28 protein-coding genes are annotated in these 22,189 nt (G+C 42.7%); 24 read left to right on the plus strand and 4 right to left on the minus strand.

Annotated features, from left to right (window positions below):
- The first annotated feature begins 245 nt into the window (after positions 1–245).
- The 8 genes from V6C27_05480 (at position 246) to V6C27_05515 (ending at position 6,924) form a co-directional block, all read left to right on the plus strand.
- Entirely contained in the window at positions 246–458 is a 213-nt protein-coding gene (locus tag V6C27_05480) for a sporulation peptidase YabG (GenBank protein ID MEG6615878.1), read from the plus strand.
- 107 nt (positions 459–565) lie between these two features.
- The gene (locus V6C27_05485) at positions 566–1,909 is read left to right on the plus strand and encodes a TldD/PmbA family protein (protein MEG6615879.1); all 1,344 of its coding nucleotides are present in this window, start codon (positions 566–568) and stop codon (positions 1,907–1,909) included.
- A gap of 220 nt (positions 1,910–2,129) precedes the next feature.
- Positions 2,130–2,576: a type II 3-dehydroquinate dehydratase gene (aroQ, locus tag V6C27_05490; GenBank protein MEG6615880.1), complete on the plus strand. Its 447-nt coding sequence runs from the start codon at positions 2,130–2,132 to the stop codon at positions 2,574–2,576.
- Entirely contained in the window at positions 2,576–3,646 is a 1,071-nt protein-coding gene (locus V6C27_05495; GenBank protein ID MEG6615881.1) for a Xaa-Pro peptidase family protein, read from the plus strand. The genes aroQ and V6C27_05495 overlap by 1 nt, the downstream gene beginning before the upstream one ends.
- A 31-nt stretch (positions 3,647–3,677) precedes the next feature.
- Entirely contained in the window at positions 3,678–4,235 is a 558-nt protein-coding gene (gene efp, locus V6C27_05500) for an elongation factor P (protein MEG6615882.1), read from the plus strand.
- A 90-nt stretch (positions 4,236–4,325) separates the two neighbouring features.
- Entirely contained in the window at positions 4,326–4,784 is a 459-nt protein-coding gene (locus V6C27_05505; protein ID MEG6615883.1) for a CD1247 N-terminal domain-containing protein, read from the plus strand.
- A 225-nt stretch (positions 4,785–5,009) separates the two neighbouring features.
- Complete coding sequence (locus tag V6C27_05510) at positions 5,010–6,719, plus strand: FAD-dependent oxidoreductase (GenBank protein MEG6615884.1); 1,710 nt, start codon at positions 5,010–5,012, stop codon at positions 6,717–6,719.
- Between the two features lie 46 nt (positions 6,720–6,765).
- Positions 6,766–6,924, plus strand: a complete 159-nt coding sequence (locus tag V6C27_05515; protein ID MEG6615885.1) for a small, acid-soluble spore protein, alpha/beta type — start codon at positions 6,766–6,768, stop codon at positions 6,922–6,924.
- Positions 6,925–7,109: 185 nt separating this feature from the next.
- Here V6C27_05515 and V6C27_05520 read toward each other — a convergent pair whose 3' ends face one another.
- Genes V6C27_05520 through V6C27_05530 form a run of 3 tightly spaced genes read right to left on the minus strand, consistent with a single transcriptional unit; the run spans position 7,110 to position 8,979 of the window.
- A complete protein-coding gene (locus V6C27_05520; GenBank protein MEG6615886.1) occupies positions 7,110–7,808 on the minus strand; it encodes an ABC transporter ATP-binding protein in 699 nt (232 codons plus the stop codon).
- Between the two features lie 16 nt (positions 7,809–7,824).
- Positions 7,825–8,190, minus strand: coding sequence for a GntR family transcriptional regulator (locus tag V6C27_05525; GenBank protein ID MEG6615887.1), 366 nt, complete (start codon positions 8,188–8,190; stop codon positions 7,825–7,827).
- Between the two features lie 3 nt (positions 8,191–8,193).
- Positions 8,194–8,979, minus strand: coding sequence for a hypothetical protein (locus V6C27_05530; GenBank protein ID MEG6615888.1), 786 nt, complete (start codon positions 8,977–8,979; stop codon positions 8,194–8,196).
- A 152-nt stretch (positions 8,980–9,131) separates the two neighbouring features.
- Between V6C27_05530 and spoIIIAA the strand changes: the two genes are divergently transcribed.
- From spoIIIAA to V6C27_05570, 8 genes are read left to right on the plus strand one after another with little or no spacing between them, the layout of a single operon-like run.
- Positions 9,132–10,136 (plus strand): stage III sporulation protein AA, encoded by a 1,005-nt coding sequence (gene spoIIIAA, locus V6C27_05535; protein ID MEG6615889.1) that lies wholly within the window; start codon positions 9,132–9,134, stop codon positions 10,134–10,136.
- On the plus strand, positions 10,130–10,648 hold the full coding sequence (gene spoIIIAB / locus V6C27_05540; protein ID MEG6615890.1) for a stage III sporulation protein SpoIIIAB: 519 nt from the start codon (positions 10,130–10,132) through the stop codon (positions 10,646–10,648). The genes spoIIIAA and spoIIIAB overlap by 7 nt, the downstream gene beginning before the upstream one ends.
- A gap of 13 nt (positions 10,649–10,661) precedes the next feature.
- The gene (gene spoIIIAC, locus V6C27_05545) at positions 10,662–10,862 is read left to right on the plus strand and encodes a stage III sporulation protein AC (protein MEG6615891.1); all 201 of its coding nucleotides are present in this window, start codon (positions 10,662–10,664) and stop codon (positions 10,860–10,862) included.
- Between the two features lie 22 nt (positions 10,863–10,884).
- Entirely contained in the window at positions 10,885–11,274 is a 390-nt protein-coding gene (spoIIIAD, locus tag V6C27_05550) for a stage III sporulation protein AD (GenBank protein ID MEG6615892.1), read from the plus strand.
- 9 nt (positions 11,275–11,283) lie between these two features.
- Positions 11,284–12,453, plus strand: coding sequence for a stage III sporulation protein AE (spoIIIAE, locus tag V6C27_05555; protein MEG6615893.1), 1,170 nt, complete (start codon positions 11,284–11,286; stop codon positions 12,451–12,453).
- A gap of 14 nt (positions 12,454–12,467) precedes the next feature.
- On the plus strand, positions 12,468–13,088 hold the full coding sequence (gene spoIIIAF, locus V6C27_05560) for a stage III sporulation protein AF (protein ID MEG6615894.1): 621 nt from the start codon (positions 12,468–12,470) through the stop codon (positions 13,086–13,088).
- 21 nt (positions 13,089–13,109) lie between these two features.
- On the plus strand, positions 13,110–13,724 hold the full coding sequence (locus tag V6C27_05565) for a hypothetical protein (protein MEG6615895.1): 615 nt from the start codon (positions 13,110–13,112) through the stop codon (positions 13,722–13,724).
- 16 nt (positions 13,725–13,740) lie between these two features.
- Entirely contained in the window at positions 13,741–14,295 is a 555-nt protein-coding gene (locus V6C27_05570) for a SpoIIIAH-like family protein (protein ID MEG6615896.1), read from the plus strand.
- A 76-nt stretch (positions 14,296–14,371) separates the two neighbouring features.
- On the opposite strand, the gene V6C27_05575 is transcribed toward V6C27_05570, so the two are convergent.
- Positions 14,372–14,515: a hypothetical protein gene (locus V6C27_05575; GenBank protein ID MEG6615897.1), complete on the minus strand. Its 144-nt coding sequence runs from the start codon at positions 14,513–14,515 to the stop codon at positions 14,372–14,374.
- A 276-nt stretch (positions 14,516–14,791) separates the two neighbouring features.
- Here V6C27_05575 and V6C27_05580 point away from each other — a divergent pair, with 276 nt between their 5' ends.
- The 8 genes from V6C27_05580 to V6C27_05615 all read left to right on the plus strand — a co-directional run bounded on the left by V6C27_05580 (position 14,792) and on the right by V6C27_05615 (position 22,167).
- Positions 14,792–16,705, plus strand: a complete 1,914-nt coding sequence (locus V6C27_05580; protein ID MEG6615898.1) for an oxaloacetate decarboxylase subunit alpha — start codon at positions 14,792–14,794, stop codon at positions 16,703–16,705.
- A 9-nt stretch (positions 16,706–16,714) separates the two neighbouring features.
- Positions 16,715–18,058: an acetyl-CoA carboxylase biotin carboxylase subunit gene (gene accC, locus V6C27_05585; GenBank protein MEG6615899.1), complete on the plus strand. Its 1,344-nt coding sequence runs from the start codon at positions 16,715–16,717 to the stop codon at positions 18,056–18,058.
- 86 nt (positions 18,059–18,144) lie between these two features.
- Positions 18,145–18,558 carry an Asp23/Gls24 family envelope stress response protein gene (locus tag V6C27_05590; GenBank protein MEG6615900.1) on the plus strand — a complete coding sequence of 138 codons (414 nt, stop codon included), beginning with the start codon at positions 18,145–18,147 and terminating at the stop codon, positions 18,556–18,558.
- Between the two features lie 127 nt (positions 18,559–18,685).
- Complete coding sequence (amaP, locus tag V6C27_05595; protein MEG6615901.1) at positions 18,686–19,228, plus strand: alkaline shock response membrane anchor protein AmaP; 543 nt, start codon at positions 18,686–18,688, stop codon at positions 19,226–19,228.
- A 19-nt stretch (positions 19,229–19,247) separates the two neighbouring features.
- Positions 19,248–19,469, plus strand: coding sequence for a DUF2273 domain-containing protein (locus V6C27_05600; protein MEG6615902.1), 222 nt, complete (start codon positions 19,248–19,250; stop codon positions 19,467–19,469).
- Between the two features lie 60 nt (positions 19,470–19,529).
- On the plus strand, positions 19,530–19,964 hold the full coding sequence (gene nusB, locus V6C27_05605) for a transcription antitermination factor NusB (GenBank protein ID MEG6615903.1): 435 nt from the start codon (positions 19,530–19,532) through the stop codon (positions 19,962–19,964).
- A gap of 107 nt (positions 19,965–20,071) precedes the next feature.
- Positions 20,072–21,286 carry an exodeoxyribonuclease VII large subunit gene (gene xseA, locus V6C27_05610; GenBank protein MEG6615904.1) on the plus strand — a complete coding sequence of 405 codons (1,215 nt, stop codon included), beginning with the start codon at positions 20,072–20,074 and terminating at the stop codon, positions 21,284–21,286.
- A gap of 11 nt (positions 21,287–21,297) precedes the next feature.
- Positions 21,298–22,167 (plus strand): bifunctional 5,10-methylenetetrahydrofolate dehydrogenase/5,10-methenyltetrahydrofolate cyclohydrolase, encoded by an 870-nt coding sequence (locus V6C27_05615; protein MEG6615905.1) that lies wholly within the window; start codon positions 21,298–21,300, stop codon positions 22,165–22,167.
- Positions 22,168–22,189: the final 22 nt, after the last annotated feature.

Genomic DNA, 22,189 nt, shown 5'->3' on the forward strand with positions numbered 1-22,189 from the left:
CTATATTTTAATTATCATATCTTATTATAATTAAAGAGAGCAATATGCCGGTAATACCAAGATGAGTAAATATGTTCTAAATTAATGAATATAACTCATATAGCGCCAATAATCTCAATTATATATAAATTCCTCCAATTTCATCCCCGGGGAATTCAAAGTAATACCATACACACCTGCCTCTATTGGGGCATATTGTACATTAAAGACCAGATGGTGGCCGTCGCCATTTAGGGGGGTTATGGGTGAAGATAGGCGATATCGTAATGAAAAAATTGTACGGTGAAGATATGCAGTTTTGTGTTCTGGGTTTTTACACCAATCAGGATTCAGGCGAGCGGGTGGCGATTTTAGCCTTGTTGGATCCCAACTTAATTGTCGAGTCATCTGTTAAGGATTTATGCCCCGTCACTGCTCGTAAACTATTTGCTTTAACAACCGAAAAGATGGTTCATTAGTTCACCCGGCATTTTGGGTGAATTTTTTTATCTGATTAAAAAGGAATATTTTGTCTGCTATTGAATTATACTTATGTGTATACTGGGAAAGGAGAGGTACCAGCATAATGGAAGATAAATATTTAGCTATTGTAGAAAATGTAGTGTCAAATGCAGCAAAGCTAGGTGCAGCTATGGCTGAAGCTTATATGGTGCGCTCTAAAGAATTGTCAATTGAAGTTCGTGATGGTGCGGTTGAAACAATGAAGTTGGCAGAGGATAGGGGTATTGGATTAAGGTTAATTAATAACGGAAGAGTTGGATTTGCCTTTAGTACTGATTTGTCAGATAACGGTGTTGCAGAATTGACAAAGGAGGCCTTGGCAAATGCCAGCAATACTGAACAAGATGAGTATTATACACTGCCAGAGTTGGCCACCCAGTATCCCCAGCTAGATTTATATGATCCAGATATAAATAGCGCCACTGTGGAGCAAAAAATCCAACTGGCCATTGATATGGAGCAGGCAGCTAAAAACTATGATCCACGGGTTAAAATAATTGAAAGTTCATCTTATTCTGATGGCGAAGTTGAAGTTTCTATAGTAAATTCCAAGGGTTTATCAACATCCTATAGAGGGGCCTATAGTGGAATTTATGTGGCTCTGGTGGCCGGAGAGGGTGAAGACAGCCAAACTGGCTTCGCCATTGACTACAATCTAAAATATAAGGAGTTAGATCCGGTTAAAGTGGGTAAAAAGGCCGCGGAACGGGCGGTGCGCATGTTGGGTGCTAAACCTATTCCCACTCAACGGATGGCCGTCGTGCTTGACCCCTATGTGGCCACCAGCTTTCTGGGATTGTTAGCACCGGCATTAACCGGTGATGCTGTACAAAAGGGCAGGTCGTTGTTTGCTGGTAAAGTTGGTAAAGAAGTGGCTGCAAAACATATTACCATTACTGATGATGGTTCCCTACCGGGTGGGATTGCATCGGCTCCCTTTGATGGCGAAGGTGTGCCCACATCGAAAACAGTGCTTATCCAAAATGGAGTGCTGCAGGGTTATTTGCACAATACATATACCGCAGCCAAGGAAGGTGCTAAATCCACCGGCAACGGAGTGCGCAGTTCCTTTAAGTCTACACCGGAAGTGGGCACAACTAACTTTTTCATTGAGCCGGGCCAAACCAGTGCAGGCCAAATTATTCAAGAAATTAGCAAAGGGATATATATTACAGAAGTAATGGGTATGCATACTGCCAACCCCATTTCGGGAGATTTTTCCCTAGGGGCCGCTGGCATATTAATTGAAAATGGCGAACTTACTAAGCCAGTGCGTGGTGTAGCCATTGCCGGTAACGTCATGGAATTGCTCGGTGCCGTTGATGCTGTGGGCAGTGATCTACAATTTTTTGGTGGCAGAGGTGCACCCACAATACGCATAGCGCAAATGACGGTAAGCGGGAAATAAAGACAATTATGAATTAGGAATTTTGAATTGTTTTTTTAAAACTAGCCATGCAGAATTCATCATTCAGAATTCAAAATTTGAATTGCATTTTTTAAGTGGTAACATAAATTTACTACTAATTATAGCTTTGTGCTCAAACTAATATGAAAATGCCTTCAATAGTAATTGAAGGCATTTTCATATTATGGTAGAATAATTTCGGTTTAGGAAGGTGTAAAAAATGAAAGTATTGGTATTACATGGCCCAAATATGAATATGTTGGGCAAAAGAGAGCCAGATGTATACGGTTTACTGACGTTGGCAGATATTAATAAAAAACTGCAGCAATTGGCCGATGAACTTAACATTAAATTGGAATGCTTTCAATCCAATCATGAGGGAATACTAATAGACAAATTGCATCAAGCAATTGACGACTGTGATGCAGTGGTGTTTAACCCAGGTGCTTACACCCATTATAGTTACGCCATTAGAGATGCGGTGGCAGCCATAAAGTTGCCGGTAATTGAGGTTCACTTATCCAATGTTCACCGGCGGGAGGAATTTCGTAGTCATTCAGTCATTGCGCCAGTGGCATCCGGCCAAATAATGGGTCTGGGGGTAGATAGTTACTTACTGGGCTTAAGGGCGGCAGTGACCTTGGCACAACAATGGAGGCAAAATTAATGAACGACAAACTGATCAGATTGAGAGCTGCTTTTACACAGCATAATATTGATGCCCTGATTGTCAGCAGGCCTGAAAATCGCAGGTATTTAAGTGGCTTTACCGGTACTACCGCCAATTTGATGATTGATAACCAAAATGCTTACATTTATACAGATTTCCGCTATATAGAACAAGCCAAAGAGCAATGTCCGGATTTTAAAGTAATTCAAATTGGTAATGATTATTACCAAAAGTTGCTGCAATCCCTTCAACAGGCCGGTGCTACCCGGGTAGGTTTTGAAACAGATTTTGTTACCTACGAAAGTTATGCTAAACTGGCGGCCAAACTTGCTGGTATTAATCTAATTGCAGTAAAAAGTATTACCGAAGATTTAAGAATGATTAAAGACCAGAGTGAATTGCAGTTAATAGAAAGGGCTGTGGAAATTGCTGACCAAGGTTGGGCGCAACTTACGCAACAAGTTAAACCCGGCATGACCGAAGAACAAGTATCGTTGGAGTTGGAATTTGCCATGCGTCGACTGGGGGCTGAAAATAGAGCCTTTGATTTCATTGTGGCCTCTGGCCCGCGGGGAGCCTTACCCCATGGAGTGGCCACCGATAAAACCTTACAGCCGGGGGAAATGGTGACCATCGATTTTGGTGCGGTATATCAAGGTTATTATTCCGATATCACCAGAAACTTTGTTTTGGGTCAGCCCAATCAAAAACAATTGGACATATATAACATTGTACTGGAGGCACAATTAACAGCCCTGGATGCAGTTAAACCAGGAGTTCCCGCCTCGGTGGTGGATTTGGCTGCCAGAAATGTAATTGAGCACTATGGTTACGGGGAGTATTTTGGTCATGGCACTGGTCATGGTATCGGATTGGCCATCCACGAAGGGCCCAGAGTATCTTTTCAAAGCGAAGAAATCCTACAGCCCGGTATGATGATTACCATTGAACCAGGAATTTACTTACCGGGTTGGGGTGGTGTTAGAATTGAAGACAGTGTTTTGGTAACGGAGAACGGTTATCGTATATTAACCCAGACTCCTAAGGACCATTTACTAATTATATAAAAATACAATATTTCTAAAAGGAGGAGAACTCATGATTTCAACTAACGATTTTAAAACAGGTTTAACCGTTGAGATAGACGGTGATGTTTATCAAGTGGTGGAATTTCAACATGTAAAACCAGGTAAAGGGGCAGCTTTTGTGCGTTCAAAATTAAGAAATTTACGTACAGGTGCTGTAGTAGATAAAACCTTTAATGCTGGCGAAAAATTACCTAAGGCGCGGGTGGAACGCAAAGAGGTTCAATATATGTACAATGACGGTACAGACTATTACTTTATGGATATGGAAACCTATGATCAGTTCGGCATGTCTAAAGAACAATTGGGTGATGCCATTAAATACCTAAAGGAAAATATGACCATCACCAATCTAACATTTAAAGGGGAATCAATTGGTGTAGATCTGCCCAACTATGTGGAACTAGAGGTGGTGGAAACATCACCTGGTATTAAAGGTGACACCGCTTCTGGTGGTGGTAAGCCAGCAACTTTAGAAACAGGTGCAGTGGTAAACGTTCCTTTCTTTATTAATGTTGGCGATGTGCTACAAATTGACACCCGTTCCGGTCAATATATTAAGAGAGCTTAATATCAAAAGAATATTGTTTAAAAAGCCCCCCATGGAGGCATAATATACTAGCATTTGCTATAGATGGTATTAAATTAAGGGGGTTAAGCAATGAGTGATTTAAGGGCACGGGTGTCTTACCTTCAGGGCCTAGCTGATGGATTGGATTTACATGAGAACGGCAAAGAGGGTAAGTTGCTACAGGGAATTATTGATGTATTAACTGATTTTGCCGAAGAAATTGAAGAACTGCAAATTGGCCAAGATCAGTTGGAAGACTATATTGAAACAGTAGACGAAGATCTGTATGCACTGGAAGATGAGGTATATGAAGAGTATGACGACGAAGACGAGGGTTTCTGTGACTGTGGGGAAGAATGTGATGAATTTGTGGAGGTTGATTGCCCCAACTGTGGTGAAACGGTAATGTTTGATTCAGATATACTGGAAGATTCAGATACAATCGAAGTTATTTGCCCAAACTGTGATGACGTGGTTTTTATTAATGATGATTGCTATACATCGGCAGATGAGGGCGAAGAGTTAATCAGTGCTTACCAAGAGGACTAGTTTTTAAAATTAATTAAAGTTAAAGGGGTGGGAGATCAGTATCTTTCACCCCTTTTTGCTATGCATAAAGTATTACTAGTTTTTTAGTTCAGAAAATTATAAAGTATTTGTAGTAAAAGCTCTTGAATAAGTTGTGATGATCAAATAAAATAGTACATGTATTGGATATATGTTTAAATTTTGGGGTTATATCCAAATGTTATTAATAGAAATGGGGGAACAAAGATGAGTTCACAGCAAAAAATTGTTATTATCGGTGGCGTTGCTGCTGGTCCTAAGGCTGCTGCCCGTGCGCGTCGTCGTGATCCACATGCCGAAATTGTAATGTTAGAACGCGGTGAAGTTACCTCCTACGCTGGTTGTGGTATGCCGTTTTTTATTTCTGGTATGATCCAGGACTACAGTCATTTAGTTAGCACTGCATATGGTGTAAAACGTGATGCTCAATACTTTGGCAGAGAAAAGGGTGTAAAACTCTATACCAGCACAGAAGCAGTGGCCATTGACCGGACTAAAAAAGAAGTTAAAGCGGTTAATTTGAAAACCGGTGAAGAAATGGTATTTCCATACGATCAATTGGTGCTGGCCACCGGTGCCGAATCATTTGTGCCACCAATCGAAGGCCGTGATCTAAAGGGTGTATACAAGCTCAGTCATCCAAGCGATGCTGTAGCAATTCGGGATCTGGTGGATAAAGGTGAAATTGAAAAAGCAGTTTGCATTGGTGCCGGCCTTATCGGCTTGGAAGGTGCAGATGCACTATTTAATAAGATGGTGGATGTAACCATTGTAGAAGCACAACCACATATTTTGCCTGGTATGCTTGATGCTGACGTTGCTGAAAAAGTAGAGCAGCATATGAGAAGTGAAGATGTGGACCTGGCCCTTGGCGACAAAGTACTAAGAATTGAAGGCGATGAAGAAGGCAATGTTAAGGGTGTAGTTACCGAACAGCGGGGCTTAATCGAATGTCAAATGGTATTGATGGCGGTAGGTGTTCGCCCTAACGTTAAATTGGCTCAAGATGCTGGTTTGGAAATAGGCGAGACCCGGGCCATTGTAGTAAACGAATCCTTACAAACCAGTGATCCCTATATTTATGCTTGCGGTGACTGCGTAGAAAATACCCATCTGGTTTCCGGTAAAAAAGTATATACCCCAATGGCTACATATGCTAACCGTCAAGGCCGGGTGGTTGGTGACAACCTTACTGGCGGCACTAGTAAATTTAAAGGTGTATTGGGCACTGGCGTGGCAGAATTGTTTGAAATGAACGTTGCTCGCACTGGTCTGGGAGAAGTACAAGCTAAAAACCTAGGCTATAACGTAATTACTGCTTTACATGCCGCCTTTGACCGTACCCACTATCACCCAGCCCATGGCATGATGTTCATGAAGGTAATTGCCGATGCCGACAGCAAGCGTATTCTGGGTGCCCAAGCCATTGGTAAAGCGGAAGTTGCCAAACGTATTGATGTGGTGGCCACTGCCATTAACTTTGGTGCCAAAGTAGACGATCTGTTTGATTTAGACTTAGGCTATGCACCACCCTTTAACGCACCCATTGACCCAGTTGTGCATACCGCCAACTTTATCGGCAACAAGCTGGAAGGCTTGGCTGAAACCATCACAGCTAAAGAATTAAAAGATAGATTAGAAAATGGTGACGACCTGTTGTTATTGGATGTGCGTACTCCAGAACAGTATCAGGCTAAGCATTTTGAGGATGACCGGATAATGCAAGTGACCCTAGGGGATATCCGCGAACGGATTAGTGAGATTCCAAGGGATAAAGAAGTGATTTCTATTTGTGCAATGGGTTCCCGTGCCTATGAAGCATCTAGAATTCTTAAAGGCGCAGGCTTTGAAAAGGTTCTAATTCTAGAGGGTGGCTATAACGCTTGGCCATATGAATTGGAATTCGAGAAAAAATAATAAAGTAGACTATAGAAGGTCATTCTATAGTTAAGGGGGGTTGTTCATGGCAAAGTTGATGAGTGACGCTCTAAAGTATGAATTGGCCCAAGAGATGGGTGTGGCCCATAAAATCAAAGGGAACGACTACGGTGAATTATCTTCCCGACAGTGCGGTAACTTTGTGAAATTAGCCATTCAGAAAGCAGAGCAAAGCATGGTATAACTTCCCTCAAAAAGAGCCTCTATCGTTTTATAACGGTAGAGGCTTCTTTAATTTAAAAATTCGCCATCCATGACTCAGTTGCCAGCCGCGCACGTCCTATGCACGGCCCGCCTCCGCCAGCACCCTTCGCTTAGTTTGGCACTGCTCATCCATACATCGCTCACTATTGCAAAATCACCACCTTTTTACATAATCTCCTTCATCCAATCCACCAAATTTTTACCATAGGTGCTGCGAATATCATCAACTTCAGCCATCCCTTTTACATGACCATCATGAATAGCCACCACTATGTCTAATATAGGTTCAACTTCAGCTATCTCATGGGTAGTCATTACAACGGTCTGTTTATCCAAATCTAAATAAGAAATTAGCGATTTAATGATTGAATCCCGCACCAAAGGGTCCAATCCCGACAGAGGCTCATCCATTAAGATTAACGGTACATTTCTTGACAATACTAAAATAATTTTTAACCGACCACGATTACCCTTGGATAAACTTTTAACTTTTTTATTGGCATCTAATTGCATAAATTTGAGCATTTCGTTGGCTTTAGCTATATCAAAGTCAGTAAACATGCCGGCGTAATACTGGATGGTTTCTGCCACTGTGTAAAAGTTGTAAAGTACGTCTAGTTCAGATAGGTAGGCCACGTCTGACGCGATCATTCTATTAGCTTTTTTGCCCATCACCTTCACTTGGCCCTTGGTGGGATGGGAAAGTCCGGTAATTAGCTTTAACATCGTTGATTTACCACTGCCATTAGGGCCCACTAGGCCAATAATTTTACCACTGGGTAAGTTAATGCTGACGTTATCTAAAGCCAACTGGCGTGAGTATTTCTTAGTGACATTATTTAATTCTACAATATGTTCAGACATCTTTAGGCACCTCTTTCTAATTTTGTTCAAGGGCTTTGCGCACACCGGCCACTATTTCCGTCGGTGTAAAGCCCATTTCCTTCATATCGGTTATAAAGTTGTTAATTTGTTCCTTCATTAATTCTTCGCGCAATTGCTTTAACCGTTCTTCATTTTCAGTGATAAAAGTACCCAATCCCCGACGGGTTTCAGCCACAGACATCCTCTCTAATTCCGCGTAAACCCGTTGGGCGGTGTTGGGGTTGACGCCCATTTGAACCGCCAGTTCTCGCACCGATGGCAGTTTATCCCCTGCCCCCATCTCACCACGGGTTATTTGATGGCAAAGGCGTTGGATAATTTGCAGATATATTGGTTGAGTGGTATTAAATGGTTGACTCATTGACTACACCTCAACTTTGTTGTCCAGTAGCCATGCGGATAGGGCATACACAGCAATGGTTACAACAACTGCAAAGACAATTTGTCCAGTATAAATAGGTACCCCATTAAAAAGGTGAGCTTCCGCTGGCATCAATTGGCCTAGGGTGCGAATCGGTATGGTAAATGCCCCCCATTCAGTCAGCATTTGAAATAGTATTGATTCCTGAAATTTGGCCATGCCCCAGGTGGCGATAATGAAAACTGCTATACCGGCCAACCATTTGAGACGTCCCAGTATATTGCGGGCGGTGGCGGTTGCCACTGCGATCAATGTCGCCCAGGACGACATGTAGATGCTGATGGCAATGACACCCAAAGCCACATAGGCACCAACCTCAGTAATAAACATAAATGCCGTTTGTTTATCTACACCTGCCGGTGTTAGGTTATCAATACTGAACAGAGCCCAATAAATAAAGGCAGCCTCTATCAATAATAACAGGGCTGTTGCCATTATGCTGACAATCAACTTGGCTGAGATTAGCATCCAAGCCGGTTGGGGGCAATGAAGCCAAAGGTTGGGCGTGTGTTTTAATTCTTGGTCTACGCTGTACAACATAAAACCGGCTGGTAAAAATGCTGCAACCCATAATGACAGCACTACTGGGGCCAAAATAACTGCAACACTATGTTTTTGTGATAGGTACATCAACCAAAGTCCAATGATGATTAGCGCTCCCAATGTCACCAACAGAGAAGCTCTAGTCATGCGGAATTCCTTTTTGATTAAATTTAACCACGCATCCATGTAATAAATTCCCCCTACAGTGTATTATTGTATCAGTGTTATAGTCAAATAGTACACTACGATTACAAAGCTGTCAACACCGGGTTTGCTAAATAATATGGGAATATTTTACTTGCTGTAGCCATAAATATATACCTGAGGAGGGAAGCCCTATGTGCGCAATTAGTACCGCTTTATCTACAATTAGGAAATCCCAACTAAACCAAATAAGTGGTTCAGTGTCTGGGGCGCTGGCTGTATTGCCAGTACACCTGCGCTCAGCGATCCAACGGTTGCCGGAGGTATTGTTAAATCAATTGGAAGAAATTCGTTTGCGGCAGGGCAGACCAATGATGTTAGGGTTTCATAACCAAGATTGCTTTTTAAATCATCAAGGTGCATTAACCACAAACCATGAAGAGGGTTATTTGATCAACGAGGACGATATTAATCGTACCACTCAATTGGTCAGTAATTCTTCAATATACGCGCTGGAGGAAGAACTGAAAAACGGTTATATTACGCTACCGGGTGGTCACCGGGTGGGTATTACCGGCCGGGTGGTTTCAGAACGGGGACAAGTAAAAACCCTTAAATACCTCACTGGATTTAACATCAGGGTGTCTCGCCAGGTGCTGGGTGCCGCTGATAAATTAATTAAACATTTAATTTCCCCCAAGGGTAATGTTTATCATACCATTCTGGTTTCGCCACCCCGGTGTGGCAAAACCACCATGTTAAGGGACATCATTAGGCAATTATCCAATGGCATACCCAGTGTAAATTTTGCCGGAACCACTGTAGGTGTGGTGGACGAGCGCTCGGAAATAGCTGGTTGTTACCGAGGGGTGCCACAGCATGATATTGGAATCCGGACCGACGTGTTGGATGCCTGTCCCAAAGCTGCTGGCATGATGATGTTATTGCGGTCCATGTCGCCACAAATTATAGCTACCGATGAAATTGGCCGTATGGAAGATGTGGAGGCTTTAGAAGAACTCTTTAATGCCGGAGTTAAAATTTTAACTACGGTACACGGTTCCACATTAGAAGAATTAAATCGCCGACCGGCATTGCAACAGTTAATGAAAATGCAGGTGATAGAGCGGCTGGTTTTTTTGGGGCGCAGTAATGGTGTGGGAACGGTGGAGCAAGTAATTGAGGTGAAAAAATGCTGAAACTCATTGGTGCCATCTTAATATTATTAGCCTGTGGCTATGCCGGTTTTTCTGTGGCCCGCAGGTATCAACAACGACCTAAAGACTTGCGGTATCTGCAATCTGCGTTACAAATGTTAGAAACTGAAATAACCTATGGTGCCACCCCGCTTCCCGAAGCGCTGGAAACGGTGGGCCTGCGCTGCCAAAAAAGTGTGGCCCCACTATTTAAGACTACCCAGGCTCACTTGTTAAATGGTGAGGGCATAACCGCCCGGGAAGCATGGGAAGATGCGGTGGGGCAGTATTACCGCAACAGTGCCATTAATAACAGTGATCTGACGGTGCTGAAAAACCTGGGGGCCAATTTGGGTATTTCAGATCGTGAAGATCAGGTCAAACATCTCCACTTGGCTATGGAACAGTTGAAAATTGAGGCTGCTAAGGCTGAGGAAGAAGCAGTAAAAAATGTTAAGCTGTACAACTACCTTGGCTTTTTAGGTGGTTTGACCATAATTATTATTTTTATTTAAAGGGGGCCTGGCCATGGGTGGCATTGACATCATTTTTAAAATAGCGGGTATTGGTATTATTTTGGCAGCGTTGCACACAGTGTTAAAGGGTGCTGGTAAAGAAGAGGTTGCCACTTGGACCGCTGTGGGTGGTGTGGTAGCAATACTTTTTATGGTGGTGCAGTTCCTAGGTTCGTTCTTAACAGAAGTTAAATCAGTGTTTAATTTATTTTAATTGATTTTTGAGGGTGGATCCGATGGAGATTTTGCAAATTGTTGGGATAGCCCTGGTAGCCACCATACTGGCCAGCATTGTCAAATTTGGCTATAAGGAAATAGGAGTGTTGCTCAGTTTAACTGCTGGCTTGTTAATTTTTTTTATGGTGTTGGGCCACATTGGCTCAGTGTTTCAAGTCCTCAAGGACTTGGCCTCCCAAGCCAATATCAGCATGGCTTATCTGGGAACAATCCTTAAAATTGTTGGTATCGCTTACATAGCAGATTTCGGGGCCCAAATCTGCCGCGATTCCGGCGAAGGGGCGCTGGCTACCAAAGTGGAGTTTGCTGCCAAAATTCTGGTATTGGTATTGGCAGTACCAATTATTGTCGCGGTGTTGCAGGCTTTAATGAAGATTGTACCAGCGTAGGAGGGATTAATGTTAAATAAAATATTTCTTATTTGTACTTTGTTGTGGGGGCTGTGGTTTCCTATAACTGCCATGGCAGAGGAGCCCAATCACGCCGGACAACCCATTGACACTTCAATATTGGATATGGGTGCCATTGAACAAGCGGTGCAACAGCTAGATGAAGAAATTCAGCAAGCAGTGCCGGAAATAGATTTTCGCAGTTTGGTAGAAAAGTTTGCCCGGGGAGAATTAGAGTGGAGCACCAGTGAATTGTTTAATGGATTAGTTAAATATATTTTCAACGAAGTACTGGCCAACGTATCTTTATTAGGTAAGTTGGTGGTATTGGCCATTATTACTGCGGTGCTGCAAAATCTAATGGGTGCCTTTGAAAAAGCCACCACTGGCAAACTGGCATATTTTGTTTGTTATCTGGTGTTGATAACGTTGGCTGTGGGCACCTTTGGTTTAGCCATTAATATCGGTCGGGAAGCCGTTGACCATATGGTTGTCTTTATGCAGGCTTTATTGCCGTTGCTTCTGACCCTGTTAGCCGCCATGGGCGGGATTGCGTCAGCCACCATATTTCAACCAGTGATAATAGGATCAATAACAGTCATTGGCACCGTGATTAAAAACATAGTGTTGCCGTTGATATTTCTAGCCACTGCCCTCAGCATTTTAAGTGGCATCTCAACAAAATTTAACGTTTCTAAAATGGCTGACTTGCTGAAAACCATCAGTATGGTGGTTTTAGGTCTTTGCTCCACAGTATTTCTTGGGGTGTTAGCAGTGCAGGGGGTGGCAGGTTCCATCAGTGACGGCGTGGCATTAAGAACAGCAAAATATACCACCGATGCCTTTGTGCCGGTGATTGGTGGCACAATATCAGATGCGTTGGAAGCGGTGTTGGGTTCAGCGCTGTTGATAAAAAATGCTGTGGGCTTGGCTGGGGCAGTGATCATTATATTGATAACGGTATTACCTTTGGTAAAAATATTTGCCATTGCCTTTGTTTTTCGCTTGGCCGGTGCATTGGTGCAACCCGTTGGCGATGGGCAAATGGCCAATTGCTTAACTGCTTTGGGCAATAATTTATTTACAGTATTTGGTGCTGTGGGCACAGTGGGGTTAATGTTTTTCTTTGCCATTACCATTGTTGTGGGTATGGGCAATCTGACGGTGATGCTTAGGTAAAGGGGTGACAAGTGGTGCAAGAAATTAGCCAACTGGTGCAAAGTTTAATCATTATTGTCATGTTGGCAGTTTTTTTGGAACTGCTGTTGCCATCCAATGCCATGCACGATTATGTAAAGATGATAATGGGATTATTGGTGATTATAGCAGTGCTACAGGCAATCTTTAAATTTATCGATTATGACTTTCACCTACAGGTGCCGGAAATATCTACCATAGCCGAAGTTTCCACTGAACAGGTACAAGCCAATGCCCAGAGCCTGTCGGAACACTATAAAAGTCGGGCTATGGAGGAGTATAAACAGGGTATAGCCAAACAAGTGCTGGCATTGGCCAGTTTAAACCAAGATGTGTCGGTAATCGATGCCCAGGTGGAGTTGGACAGTGGCGAAGTTGGTAGCTTAGGTAAATTACAATGGATACAGTTAACCGTTTCTGATAAAGAGCGGTCTGTATCTGGGGTTCAATCGGTGCAACCGGTAGAGATAGCGGTGGGCACAAAGCACCCCCAAAGCAGTGATCTAGAAGATAAAATTCCACAAACGGTGCAAAGGGCCATAGCTAATATTTCCAGTACAGTGGCAGATTTTTATAACCTGTCCCCTGATCAGGTGCAGGTTATTTATAAAAAATAGATTTTAAAGGGGGCTAATAAGGTGAGCGATAAGGGCAACTCATTTTTAGAGAAATTTAAACTAAAGAAAACCGAAACATTGATACTACTATTTGCTTTTATTGTTGGCTTTGTCTTGTTAATTGGTGGCAGTCCGCTGGATATGATGGAGAATGAACCCCCAGAACCAGTAAAGGCTGGCCCGCAGGACAGTCAGGATAAAGAGATTAATACCACCATTTCACAGCCAAACATGATGGCGGAAGAAAAATATTTGGCTGATAAATTACAACAAATGTTGGCAATGGTGGAAGGGGCAGGGGATGTACAAGTAACCGTTCGCTTGGCCAGTTCGTCTCGATCGGAATATGCCATCAATACTTCTACCGGTACTAAAACCACTGAAGAAAAAGACCAGGCTGGCGGAACCAGGGTGCAAACCGAGGGTAATGATACCGGACAACTGGTATTAATTAAAGATAATGACGGCAAAGAAATACCGGTCTTACAGCAGGAAACCGCACCGAATGTATCGGGAGTGTTGGTGGTGGCAACCGGGGCCAGTGATCCCGCCATTAAAACCGAATTATTTAGAGCGGTGCGGGTAGCTTTAGGAGTAGAGCCCCAAAAGATTTTGGTTTTGCCTAAATCCCAATGAATAAGAGGTGAAGAAAGTGAAGATAATTGCACCTAAACGTGGCCATATTCTAATAGCCCTGACAATGGTGGCTGTGGCCCTTCTCTCCATAGGCTATTTAGGCATTGGCCAAGATATATTGGCTAAAACCACCACCGCCACCATTATCGAACATCAAACACATCAACCAACGGAGGAAAATGTGGAGGTTGTTAATCAACAGGGGCAGGCTGATAAAAATAGTGCAGAATTCTTTATTGAATATCGTTTGGAGCGAGAGCGCACCAGAGGTCAACAGGTTGAATGGTTAAGAGAAATCATCAACAACGAGAATGCCGATGCTGAAACCAGAAAAAAAGCCCAAGAGCAATTGTATACCATTAGCCAGAACATCGGCAAAGAAATGGAAATAGAAAATCTAATTCGTGCCAAGGGCTACCAAGATGCGGTGGTGTTGCTCCAAGACAAAGTGGCCACCGTGGTGGTCAGATCTAAAGCATTGGCCACTGATGATGTGGCAAAAATTGCCGAACTGGTGTCTCGCAACACTGGTATTTCACTACAAAATATTGTTATCATTCCTAAGCAATAAATGAATGTCACGGGCAGGCGTGGAAACCTGCCCCTTATTGCTTTTTACAACAACTTCACGTGTATAATGGCTAAAGTTAGAAAATATCTAAATGAGGGTAGTTGCGATAATCAAATTCTTCTTCTTGATCTTCTAATGATTCGCTTTCAAATTCTGCAGTAGTTTTTTCATCGCTATCTTCTATATCAATTATTGGCAATTCTTTTTCTTTACAAACCATAAACATCCCTCCTTTGGTTGTCGATTTATTTATTAATGTGCTGAAATTTTATTAAATATGTATTGGTCAATTCTGGTGATTGTACAAAATAGAACAATAAAGCATTATGTATACTTGAAAGTTAACTGTTCCCAATTATAACGGGTTGTAATATAATGAGTTGTAAACAATTTTAATTTATATAGAAGAGCAAACGAATTCTGATAATTGCAAAAATGCTCAGGGGTAAATTGCTAGAACCTGAGTTTTTCTATTGTTAAATAGGAGGGACTGATCATGCAACACCACCGTGTAAAAATAACTGATACCACACTGCGTGACGGACACCAAAGTTTGTGGGCAACCCGTATGCGTACTGAAGATATGTTACCCATATTAGAAAAGTTAGACCAGATCGGCTACCATTCCCTAGAGGTATGGGGTGGCGCTACCTTTGATGTGTGTATGCGTTATTTATATGAAGACCCGTGGGAAAGGTTACGAAAAATTAAAAGGGTGGTTAAGAATACACCTTTGCAAATGTTGCTGCGGGGACAATCGTTGGTTGGTTATACTCATTATCCAGACGATATTGTGGAATCCTTTGTCCATAAATCTGTGGAAAACGGTATAGATATTATTCGGATTTTTGATGCTTTAAATGATGTGCGCAACATGGAAACCGCCATTAAGGCCACTAAGGCCGCCGGTGGTCATGCCCAGGCCACTGTGTCCTACACACTAAGCCCGGTACATACAGCGGAGCAGTACTTGCAAACCGCCCAACAGTTGGCTGAAATGGGTGCCGATTCTATTTGTATTAAAGATATGGCCGGTTTGTTAGCGCCATACAGAGCTTATGAGCTGGTTAAAATGTTTAAACAACAAATAGGGTTACCGGTGCAACTACACTGTCACTATATTGGTGGTATGGCGGTGGGTGCTTATTTGAAAGCTACCGAAGCAGGGGTAGATGTGATTGACACCGCTTCGGTGCCGTTGGCCTTCGGCGCTTCCCAGCCACCAGTGGAAACAGTGGTGCGGGCTTTAAAAGCAACTCCTTACGATACTGGTTTGTCACTGCACCTATTATTTGAAGCAGCTGAATATTTTGAAGAACTGCGCAAAAAGCTGGGCTACGAACGGGGCGTTACCAGAATTAATGACATGAGAGTATTTGAACACCAAGTTCCCGGTGGAATGATTACCAACCTAGTCAGCCAGCTACAGGAACAAAAGGCATTACATCGTTTGGATGAGGTGCTAAAAGAGATTCCACGGGTTAGGGAAGAACTGGGTTTCCCTCCGTTGGTTACACCCACCAGTCAAATAGTAGGTACCCAGGCGGTGCTTAATGTACTAACTGGTAAAAGGTATAAACTGATACCCGGTGAGGTCAGGGCTTATGTACAGGGATTATATGGAGAACCTCCGGCACCCATTGATCCTGCCATTAGTCGCAAAGTGCTGGGAGATAAAGAAATGATCACCTGTCGTCCTGCCGACTTATTAGAACCAAAAATGGATAAACTAAGAGAAGAAATAAAAGATTTGGCAAAATCGGAAGAAGATGTGATATCATATGCATTGTTCCCCCAAATTGCCAGAAGATTTTTCCAAGCCCGTCAGCGGGGTGAATTAGAGGTTAAAGCCAAAGCTGAAATACAGAAAATTAAGCAAAGAAACAAAGTAGAAAAAGCTAGTGGGCAACCTAATAGTTCCAAGGAGGCTAAAAAAGTGAATATTAATGAACTGAAAGAACTGATTAAAATTATAAATGATACCGAAGTATCAGAAATTTCTTTGGAAAGTGATGGCATGAAAATAGCCATTAAAAAAGGTGGTAACCGCGAAACATTGGCTGTCAGTGGACCTGAAATTACCGATGCACCGGTTAAGGAAGTTTCTGGAACCGTTTCATCAACTCCCGTTGCCACCCCAGTGGTCAAAGAAGAAACAAAGCCTGTGGATGCTGAAACTGTCAGTGCTCCGATGGTGGGAACATTCTATCGTGCACCGGCACCAGATGCTGCGGCCTTTGTGGAAGTTGGCCAAACGGTAGCAAAGGGCCAGACCCTTTGCATCATTGAGGCCATGAAACTGATGAATGAAATCGAAGCCGAGGTATCAGGAGAAATTGTTGATATTCTAGTGGAAAACGGTCAACCAGTTGAATACGGACAGCCACTGTTTTTAATCAAAAAGAAGTAGGAGGCCGTAATGTTTAAAAAGATATTAATCGCCAACCGGGGGGAAATCGCCCTTAGAATTTTGCGAGCTTGTCGGGAAATGGGGATCAAGACAGTAATAGTTTATTCAGAAGCAGACCGAGACAGCCTACCGGTACGTTTGGCTGACGAAGCCTTTTGTATTGGCCCAGCACAATCCGATAAAAGCTATTTAAACTTTACCAATATTATTAGTGTTGCTGAAATTTCCGGGGCGGAGGCCATCCATCCCGGATATGGCTTTTTGTCCGAAAATGTAAATTTTGCCGATATTTGTGAAAGTTGCGGTATCACCTTTATTGGCCCATCAATGGATGCCATTGAAAGAATGGGTAACAAGTCTTTGGCCAGAAAGACCATGATTGATGCCGGTGTGCCGGTGGTGCCTGGCTCTGAGGGCATAATCAAAGATATGGGCGAGGCAGTAAAGATTGCCGAAGAAATTAGTTACCCGGTACTCATTAAAGCCTCTGCAGGCGGTGGCGGTCGAGGCATGCGGGTGGCTCACAACCGCGAAGACTTATTGAAAAACATCACTGCGGCGCAAAATGAAGCTCAAGCTGCCTTTGGTGACGGTGGTGTTTACTTGGAAAAATATGTGGAACAGCCGCGCCATATTGAATTTCAAATTTTGGGCGATAAGCATGGCAATATTGTCAACCTTGGGGAGCGGGATTGTTCGGTACAAAGAAGAAATCAGAAGCTGTTGGAAGAGGCACCTTCCACTGCGTTAACACCTGAATTGAGACAACAGATGGGTGAAGTGGCCATCCGTGCGGCCCAAGCAGTAAATTATTACAATGCTGGCACAATCGAGTTCTTGCTGGATAAGGATAATAAATTTTATTTTATCGAAATGAACACCAGAATCCAGGTGGAGCATCCGGTAACAGAGATGGTTACAGGCATTGATTTGATTAAAGAACAACTGCGTATTGCGGCGGGAGAACCGTTGGGTTACACGCAACAGGATATAAAAATTAATGGTTGGGCAATTGAGTGTCGCATCAATGCTGAGGATTCAACCAAGAACTTTATGCCGATGCCCGGAACCATTAGCACTTATCTAGCTCCGGGTGGCCCTGGCGTAAGAATGGATAGTGCTGTTTATCAAGGGTATAAAGTGCCACCTTACTATGATTCCATGATCGGCAAACTGATCGTTTGGGGTGCTGACAGGGCCCAGGCAATAGCCCGTATGGAAAGGGCGCTGGATGAATTGATTGTGGAAGGGGTACCCACTACGGCGCCTTTTCATAAAAAAATCCTCAGCAATGCCTTTTACCGTCGGGGAGAAGTATATACAAACTTTATTCAACGTCGTTTGTCTGAATAACTATACAAGTTGCAGCAATTGGTATACTTTGGTATAATATAACCTACATACCAGTAAAATGGTAATTTGTATTCGGAGGTGTACCCGTGGAACATAGAAAAGAAATTTTTGTTCACGATGAACAAAATACATTGGGAACAATTCGTATTGCCGATGAAGTGGTGGGCATAATCGCTGGACTGGCTGCCACTGAAGTACCTGGTGTAGCCGGTATGAGCGGTGGCATTGGTGGCGGCATCGCTGAAATGTTGGGACGGAAAAATCTGTCCAAAGGGGTTAAAGTTGAGGTGGGCGAAAAAGAAGCCGCCGTAGACCTGCATGTAATTGTTGAATTTGGGGTACCCATTCCAGCCGTTGCCACCAATATTCAGAGCAATGTTAAGCAAGCTATAGAAGGTATGACTGGCCTGAATGTTGTGGAAGTAAACGTTCATGTCCAGGGCGTAGAATTTCCAAAGGAAGAAAAGGTAGAAGAAGAATTTGTAGCTCGGGTAAGATAGAACAAAGTTAAATGAAAAATAGAAGTGGGGAGCATTAAACCCACTTCTATCTCTGTTTAGACATATTACAACAGTTTATAACCTAAATATTAAACGGTTAGTTAACACTTGAAAAGGGCGGTGTAAAATGAGTTTATTTGACCGCAGTTTGTTGGCAATTTATAGCTTAGTAATAACAATCCTTTTGCTGGTGTCGATACCAGTTATTTACGGTTATTGGCCGGAACCATTAAAATTACTGCTAAAGGCAGGCCACACGCCAGAAATCAGTCCTATTTTGTGGACAGTTATTGGTTTGCTAATAATAATTGGTCTGCGGCTGTTTTTTATTAGCCTTCATGCTAAGTCAGAAAAAAGGGCTAAGGCAGTGGTGCACGATTACAAGTTAGGTCAAGTTCATATCACACTGCCGGCTATCGAGAGTTTAGTTAAAAAGGCAGCATACAAAGTTGACGGTGTTAAAGAGGTAAAACCTGAAATAATGCCCGCACCGGAGGGCGTTAGTATTGTAATTAAAGCTACCATTACACCAGATATTAGTATACCAGAAACATCTAAGCAATTGCAGCAGCAGGTGAAAGATTATATTTTTCAAATAACAGGAATATCGACACAAAATGTCAAAGTAATGATCGAGAATATCGCCACTAATAAACCACGGGTTGAATAGCTCAAAAGGGGTGACTCCTTTGGATTTTAGGCGTATCCTACAGGAAATTTTAGAGAACCACCGGGGTAAAACACTGGGTGTTTTGCTAGGTTTGATTTTTGGCTGGTTTGCCATTTCATACGGTTTTTTCAAAGCTGTTTTTGTCTCAATATGTATTATTGTCGGTTACATAATTGGCAAGCGGGTAGACGAAATTGGGGATGTCAAGAAGGTATTTAATCGCCTTTTTGGTCAGCGGTAATACAAGTGGCAACGAAGGGTTAAAATACTTTCAGTTATACAATCATCAGGAGGTATTCAATTGAGCAGGAGACAGGCCAGAGAAACCGCTTTGCAGGTGCTTTTTGCTGTAGATGTTGGTAAAATTGAACTTGACCAAGCTTTTAATTATGTAGTGGAGGAATTTAATACTTCATTAAATGCTCGGCAATTTGCTCGGGAATTGCTGGAAGGCGCTATCAAGTACAAGGATGAACTGGACGCGATAATTGCTCGCTTGTCCAAAGGCTGGGAAATGAAACGACTGGCTTCGGTTGATCGTAATATTATGCGCCTAGCTCTATACGAATTAATTTATCGTGATGATATACCACCTGCAGTGTCTGTAAATGAGGCGGTGGAAATGGCCAAGCTTTTTGGAGGTGAAAAATCCGGCAAGTTTGTCAACGGTATCCTGGGACAAGTGGTGGAAAAGTTGGCAGAATTTAAGTTGGATAAAGAACCTTTTGGTACATAAAATAATGATGACAGAACACTCGTTCCTTGAGAGGTTGGGGTGTTCTTACTTTTTAATATTATCAGACCGCAGTTTTGTTATTAAATATAAGTTTGGGGTTAATTATAATGCAAATTTTAACAGTAAGTCAGTTAAATCGTTATATCAAAGATAAACTGGACAACGATTATTTACTAACCAATGTATGGATTAAGGGTGAAATATCCAACTGTAAAAAACATACCTCTGGACACATTTACCTGACATTAAAGGATGACGCCAGTTGCATTCGGGTAGTAATGTTTCGTTCCCGTGCCTGTCGGTTGTTGTTTAGTCCCGAGAATGGTGCCACAGTGACCATCAGGGGTTACGTTTCAGTTTACGAACGTGACGGCAGCTATCAACTTTACGCTGAGGAAATGGAACCAGCAGGAATTGGAGCCCTTTATCTGGCCTTTGAACAATTAAAACAAAAGCTGCAACAAGAGGGACTTTTTGATCAAAGCAGAAAAAGGAAATTGCCTAAAATCCCCACCACTATCGGTATTATCACGTCGCCTACCGGAGCTGCTGTCAAGGATATGATTAAAATAATCGGCAATCGCTGGCCGGCGGCACAATTGGTCATTGTCCCAGTGCTGGTACAGGGTGAAAATGCCCCCCAAGACATCAGTCGTGGGATAGAGGAAATTAATCAAGTTCCTGACGTTGATGTGATAATTGTAGGAAGGGGTGGTGGTTCGCTGGAAGAGCTGTGGGCCTTTAATACCGAAGCGGTGGCACGGGCCATTGCCGCGTCCAAAGTGCCAGTGATTTCTGCGGTGGGCCATGAAACCGATACCACTATTTGTGACTATGTAGCAGATATTAGGGCTGCTACCCCGTCAGCCGCGGCTGAAATGGCGGTACCGGATCAACGTGAGGTAAAAAGATATTTGCAAATGTTGGCTATACGTTCTGAACGTGCCATTAGGCAATATATTGAACAAAATCATTTAAAACTAAAACGGATTCAACAATCCAATGTGTTACTAAATCCTCAACGCATGATAATTGACACCAGACAGCAACATGTGGATATGCTGTTGCGAGAGCTGTTACATAAAGAGAAATATTTAATTTCCCAAAAGGGTAAACTTTTAGGTGAATTGGCTGCAGCGTTACAAAGTTTAAGTCCATTGGCTACCCTAGCAAGGGGTTACAGCCTGTGTATTGGTCCAGATGACCAGATAATAAAGGCAACGGAACAGGTAAGGATTGGCAGTAAAGTGCAGGTGATACTACATCAAGGTAGTTTGTCCTGTACTGTAAATGCAAAGCAAGACAACAATAATCTAATATGAGGTGATCGTCCATGGCTAATATTTTGGATGGCAAAGCAATTGCGGTAACACTCAAAGATGAAATAAAGCAAGAAGTTCTAGAATGGCAAGCTAAAGACATTAATCCTTGTTTAGGTGTTTTGTTGGTGGGGGATGATCCAGCATCTCTAGCATATGCCAAATTTTTAGAAAAAGTGTCCAGCAGTGTAGGAGTAAAGTTTTATCTGCAGCATTTGCCTAAGGATACTGATGAAGATAGCGTAATTGCAAATTTAGATGAAATGAATCGCAATAAAGATGTTCATGGTATTCTGTTACTGTTGCCAATGCCTAAGCACATTGACAAACAGCGGGTAATGGATGCTATTTTGCCAGCCAAAGATGTGGACGGTGTTCATCCAATTAACCGGGGCTATATTTTGAGCGGTGGCCAGTGCATTTATCCTGCTACCCCCTTATCATGCTTAGAAATTTTAAAGCGTTCAGGAATTAGTCTGGCTGGAAAAAATGTAGTAATTGTTGGTCGGGGAGAAACAGTGGGTAAACCACTGATATATATGACATTGGCTGAAAATGCCACTGTAACGGTTTGTCATACCGGCACAGCTGATCTAAAGGCCCATACAAAGCAGGCGGAAATACTATTCACTGCAGTGGGCAAACCAGGCCTAATTACAGCGGATATGGTTAAACCCGGTGTGGTGGTGGTTGATGCCGGTATTAGTGAAGTGAATGGAAAAATCTGCGGTGATGTAGACTATGATGCGGTGGCAGAAGTGGCAGGTGCCATCACGCCGGTACCGGGTGGTGTTGGTAGTATTACCACTGCCATGATGCTGAAAAACTTGCTAAAAGGTTTAAAGATGCAGCAAGCCTTTAGCGGTTTGAAAATGAAAAAATAAGCTGCTTGCAGATCAAGAAATT

It is taken from the genome of Peptococcaceae bacterium 1198_IL3148 (assembly GCA_036763105.1).
GTDB lineage: Bacteria > Bacillota > Desulfotomaculia > Desulfotomaculales > Desulfohalotomaculaceae > JBAIYS01.

Coding starts and splice junctions, on each gene's coding strand:
- aroQ (MEG6615880.1), top strand. CDS start 2,130: ATGAAAGTATTGGTATTACATGGCCCAAATATGAATATGTTGGGCAAA.
- V6C27_05525 (MEG6615887.1), bottom strand. CDS start 8,190: ATGAGTCAACCATTTAATACCACTCAACCAATATATCTGCAAATTATC.
- V6C27_05495 (MEG6615881.1), top strand. CDS start 2,576: ATGAACGACAAACTGATCAGATTGAGAGCTGCTTTTACACAGCATAAT.
- V6C27_05520 (MEG6615886.1), bottom strand. CDS start 7,808: ATGTCTGAACATATTGTAGAATTAAATAATGTCACTAAGAAATACTCA.
- spoIIIAE (MEG6615893.1), top strand. CDS start 11,284: ATGTTAAATAAAATATTTCTTATTTGTACTTTGTTGTGGGGGCTGTGG.
- V6C27_05510 (MEG6615884.1), top strand. CDS start 5,010: ATGAGTTCACAGCAAAAAATTGTTATTATCGGTGGCGTTGCTGCTGGT.
- V6C27_05580 (MEG6615898.1), top strand. CDS start 14,792: ATGCAACACCACCGTGTAAAAATAACTGATACCACACTGCGTGACGGA.
- V6C27_05530 (MEG6615888.1), bottom strand. CDS start 8,979: ATGGATGCGTGGTTAAATTTAATCAAAAAGGAATTCCGCATGACTAGA.
- xseA (MEG6615904.1), top strand. CDS start 20,072: ATGCAAATTTTAACAGTAAGTCAGTTAAATCGTTATATCAAAGATAAA.
- efp (MEG6615882.1), top strand. CDS start 3,678: ATGATTTCAACTAACGATTTTAAAACAGGTTTAACCGTTGAGATAGAC.
- accC (MEG6615899.1), top strand. CDS start 16,715: ATGTTTAAAAAGATATTAATCGCCAACCGGGGGGAAATCGCCCTTAGA.
- spoIIIAB (MEG6615890.1), top strand. CDS start 10,130: ATGCTGAAACTCATTGGTGCCATCTTAATATTATTAGCCTGTGGCTAT.
- V6C27_05615 (MEG6615905.1), top strand. CDS start 21,298: ATGGCTAATATTTTGGATGGCAAAGCAATTGCGGTAACACTCAAAGAT.
- spoIIIAC (MEG6615891.1), top strand. CDS start 10,662: ATGGGTGGCATTGACATCATTTTTAAAATAGCGGGTATTGGTATTATT.
- V6C27_05515 (MEG6615885.1), top strand. CDS start 6,766: ATGGCAAAGTTGATGAGTGACGCTCTAAAGTATGAATTGGCCCAAGAG.
- spoIIIAA (MEG6615889.1), top strand. CDS start 9,132: ATGTGCGCAATTAGTACCGCTTTATCTACAATTAGGAAATCCCAACTA.
- amaP (MEG6615901.1), top strand. CDS start 18,686: ATGAGTTTATTTGACCGCAGTTTGTTGGCAATTTATAGCTTAGTAATA.
- spoIIIAD (MEG6615892.1), top strand. CDS start 10,885: ATGGAGATTTTGCAAATTGTTGGGATAGCCCTGGTAGCCACCATACTG.
- V6C27_05575 (MEG6615897.1), bottom strand. CDS start 14,515: ATGGTTTGTAAAGAAAAAGAATTGCCAATAATTGATATAGAAGATAGC.
- V6C27_05485 (MEG6615879.1), top strand. CDS start 566: ATGGAAGATAAATATTTAGCTATTGTAGAAAATGTAGTGTCAAATGCA.
- V6C27_05505 (MEG6615883.1), top strand. CDS start 4,326: ATGAGTGATTTAAGGGCACGGGTGTCTTACCTTCAGGGCCTAGCTGAT.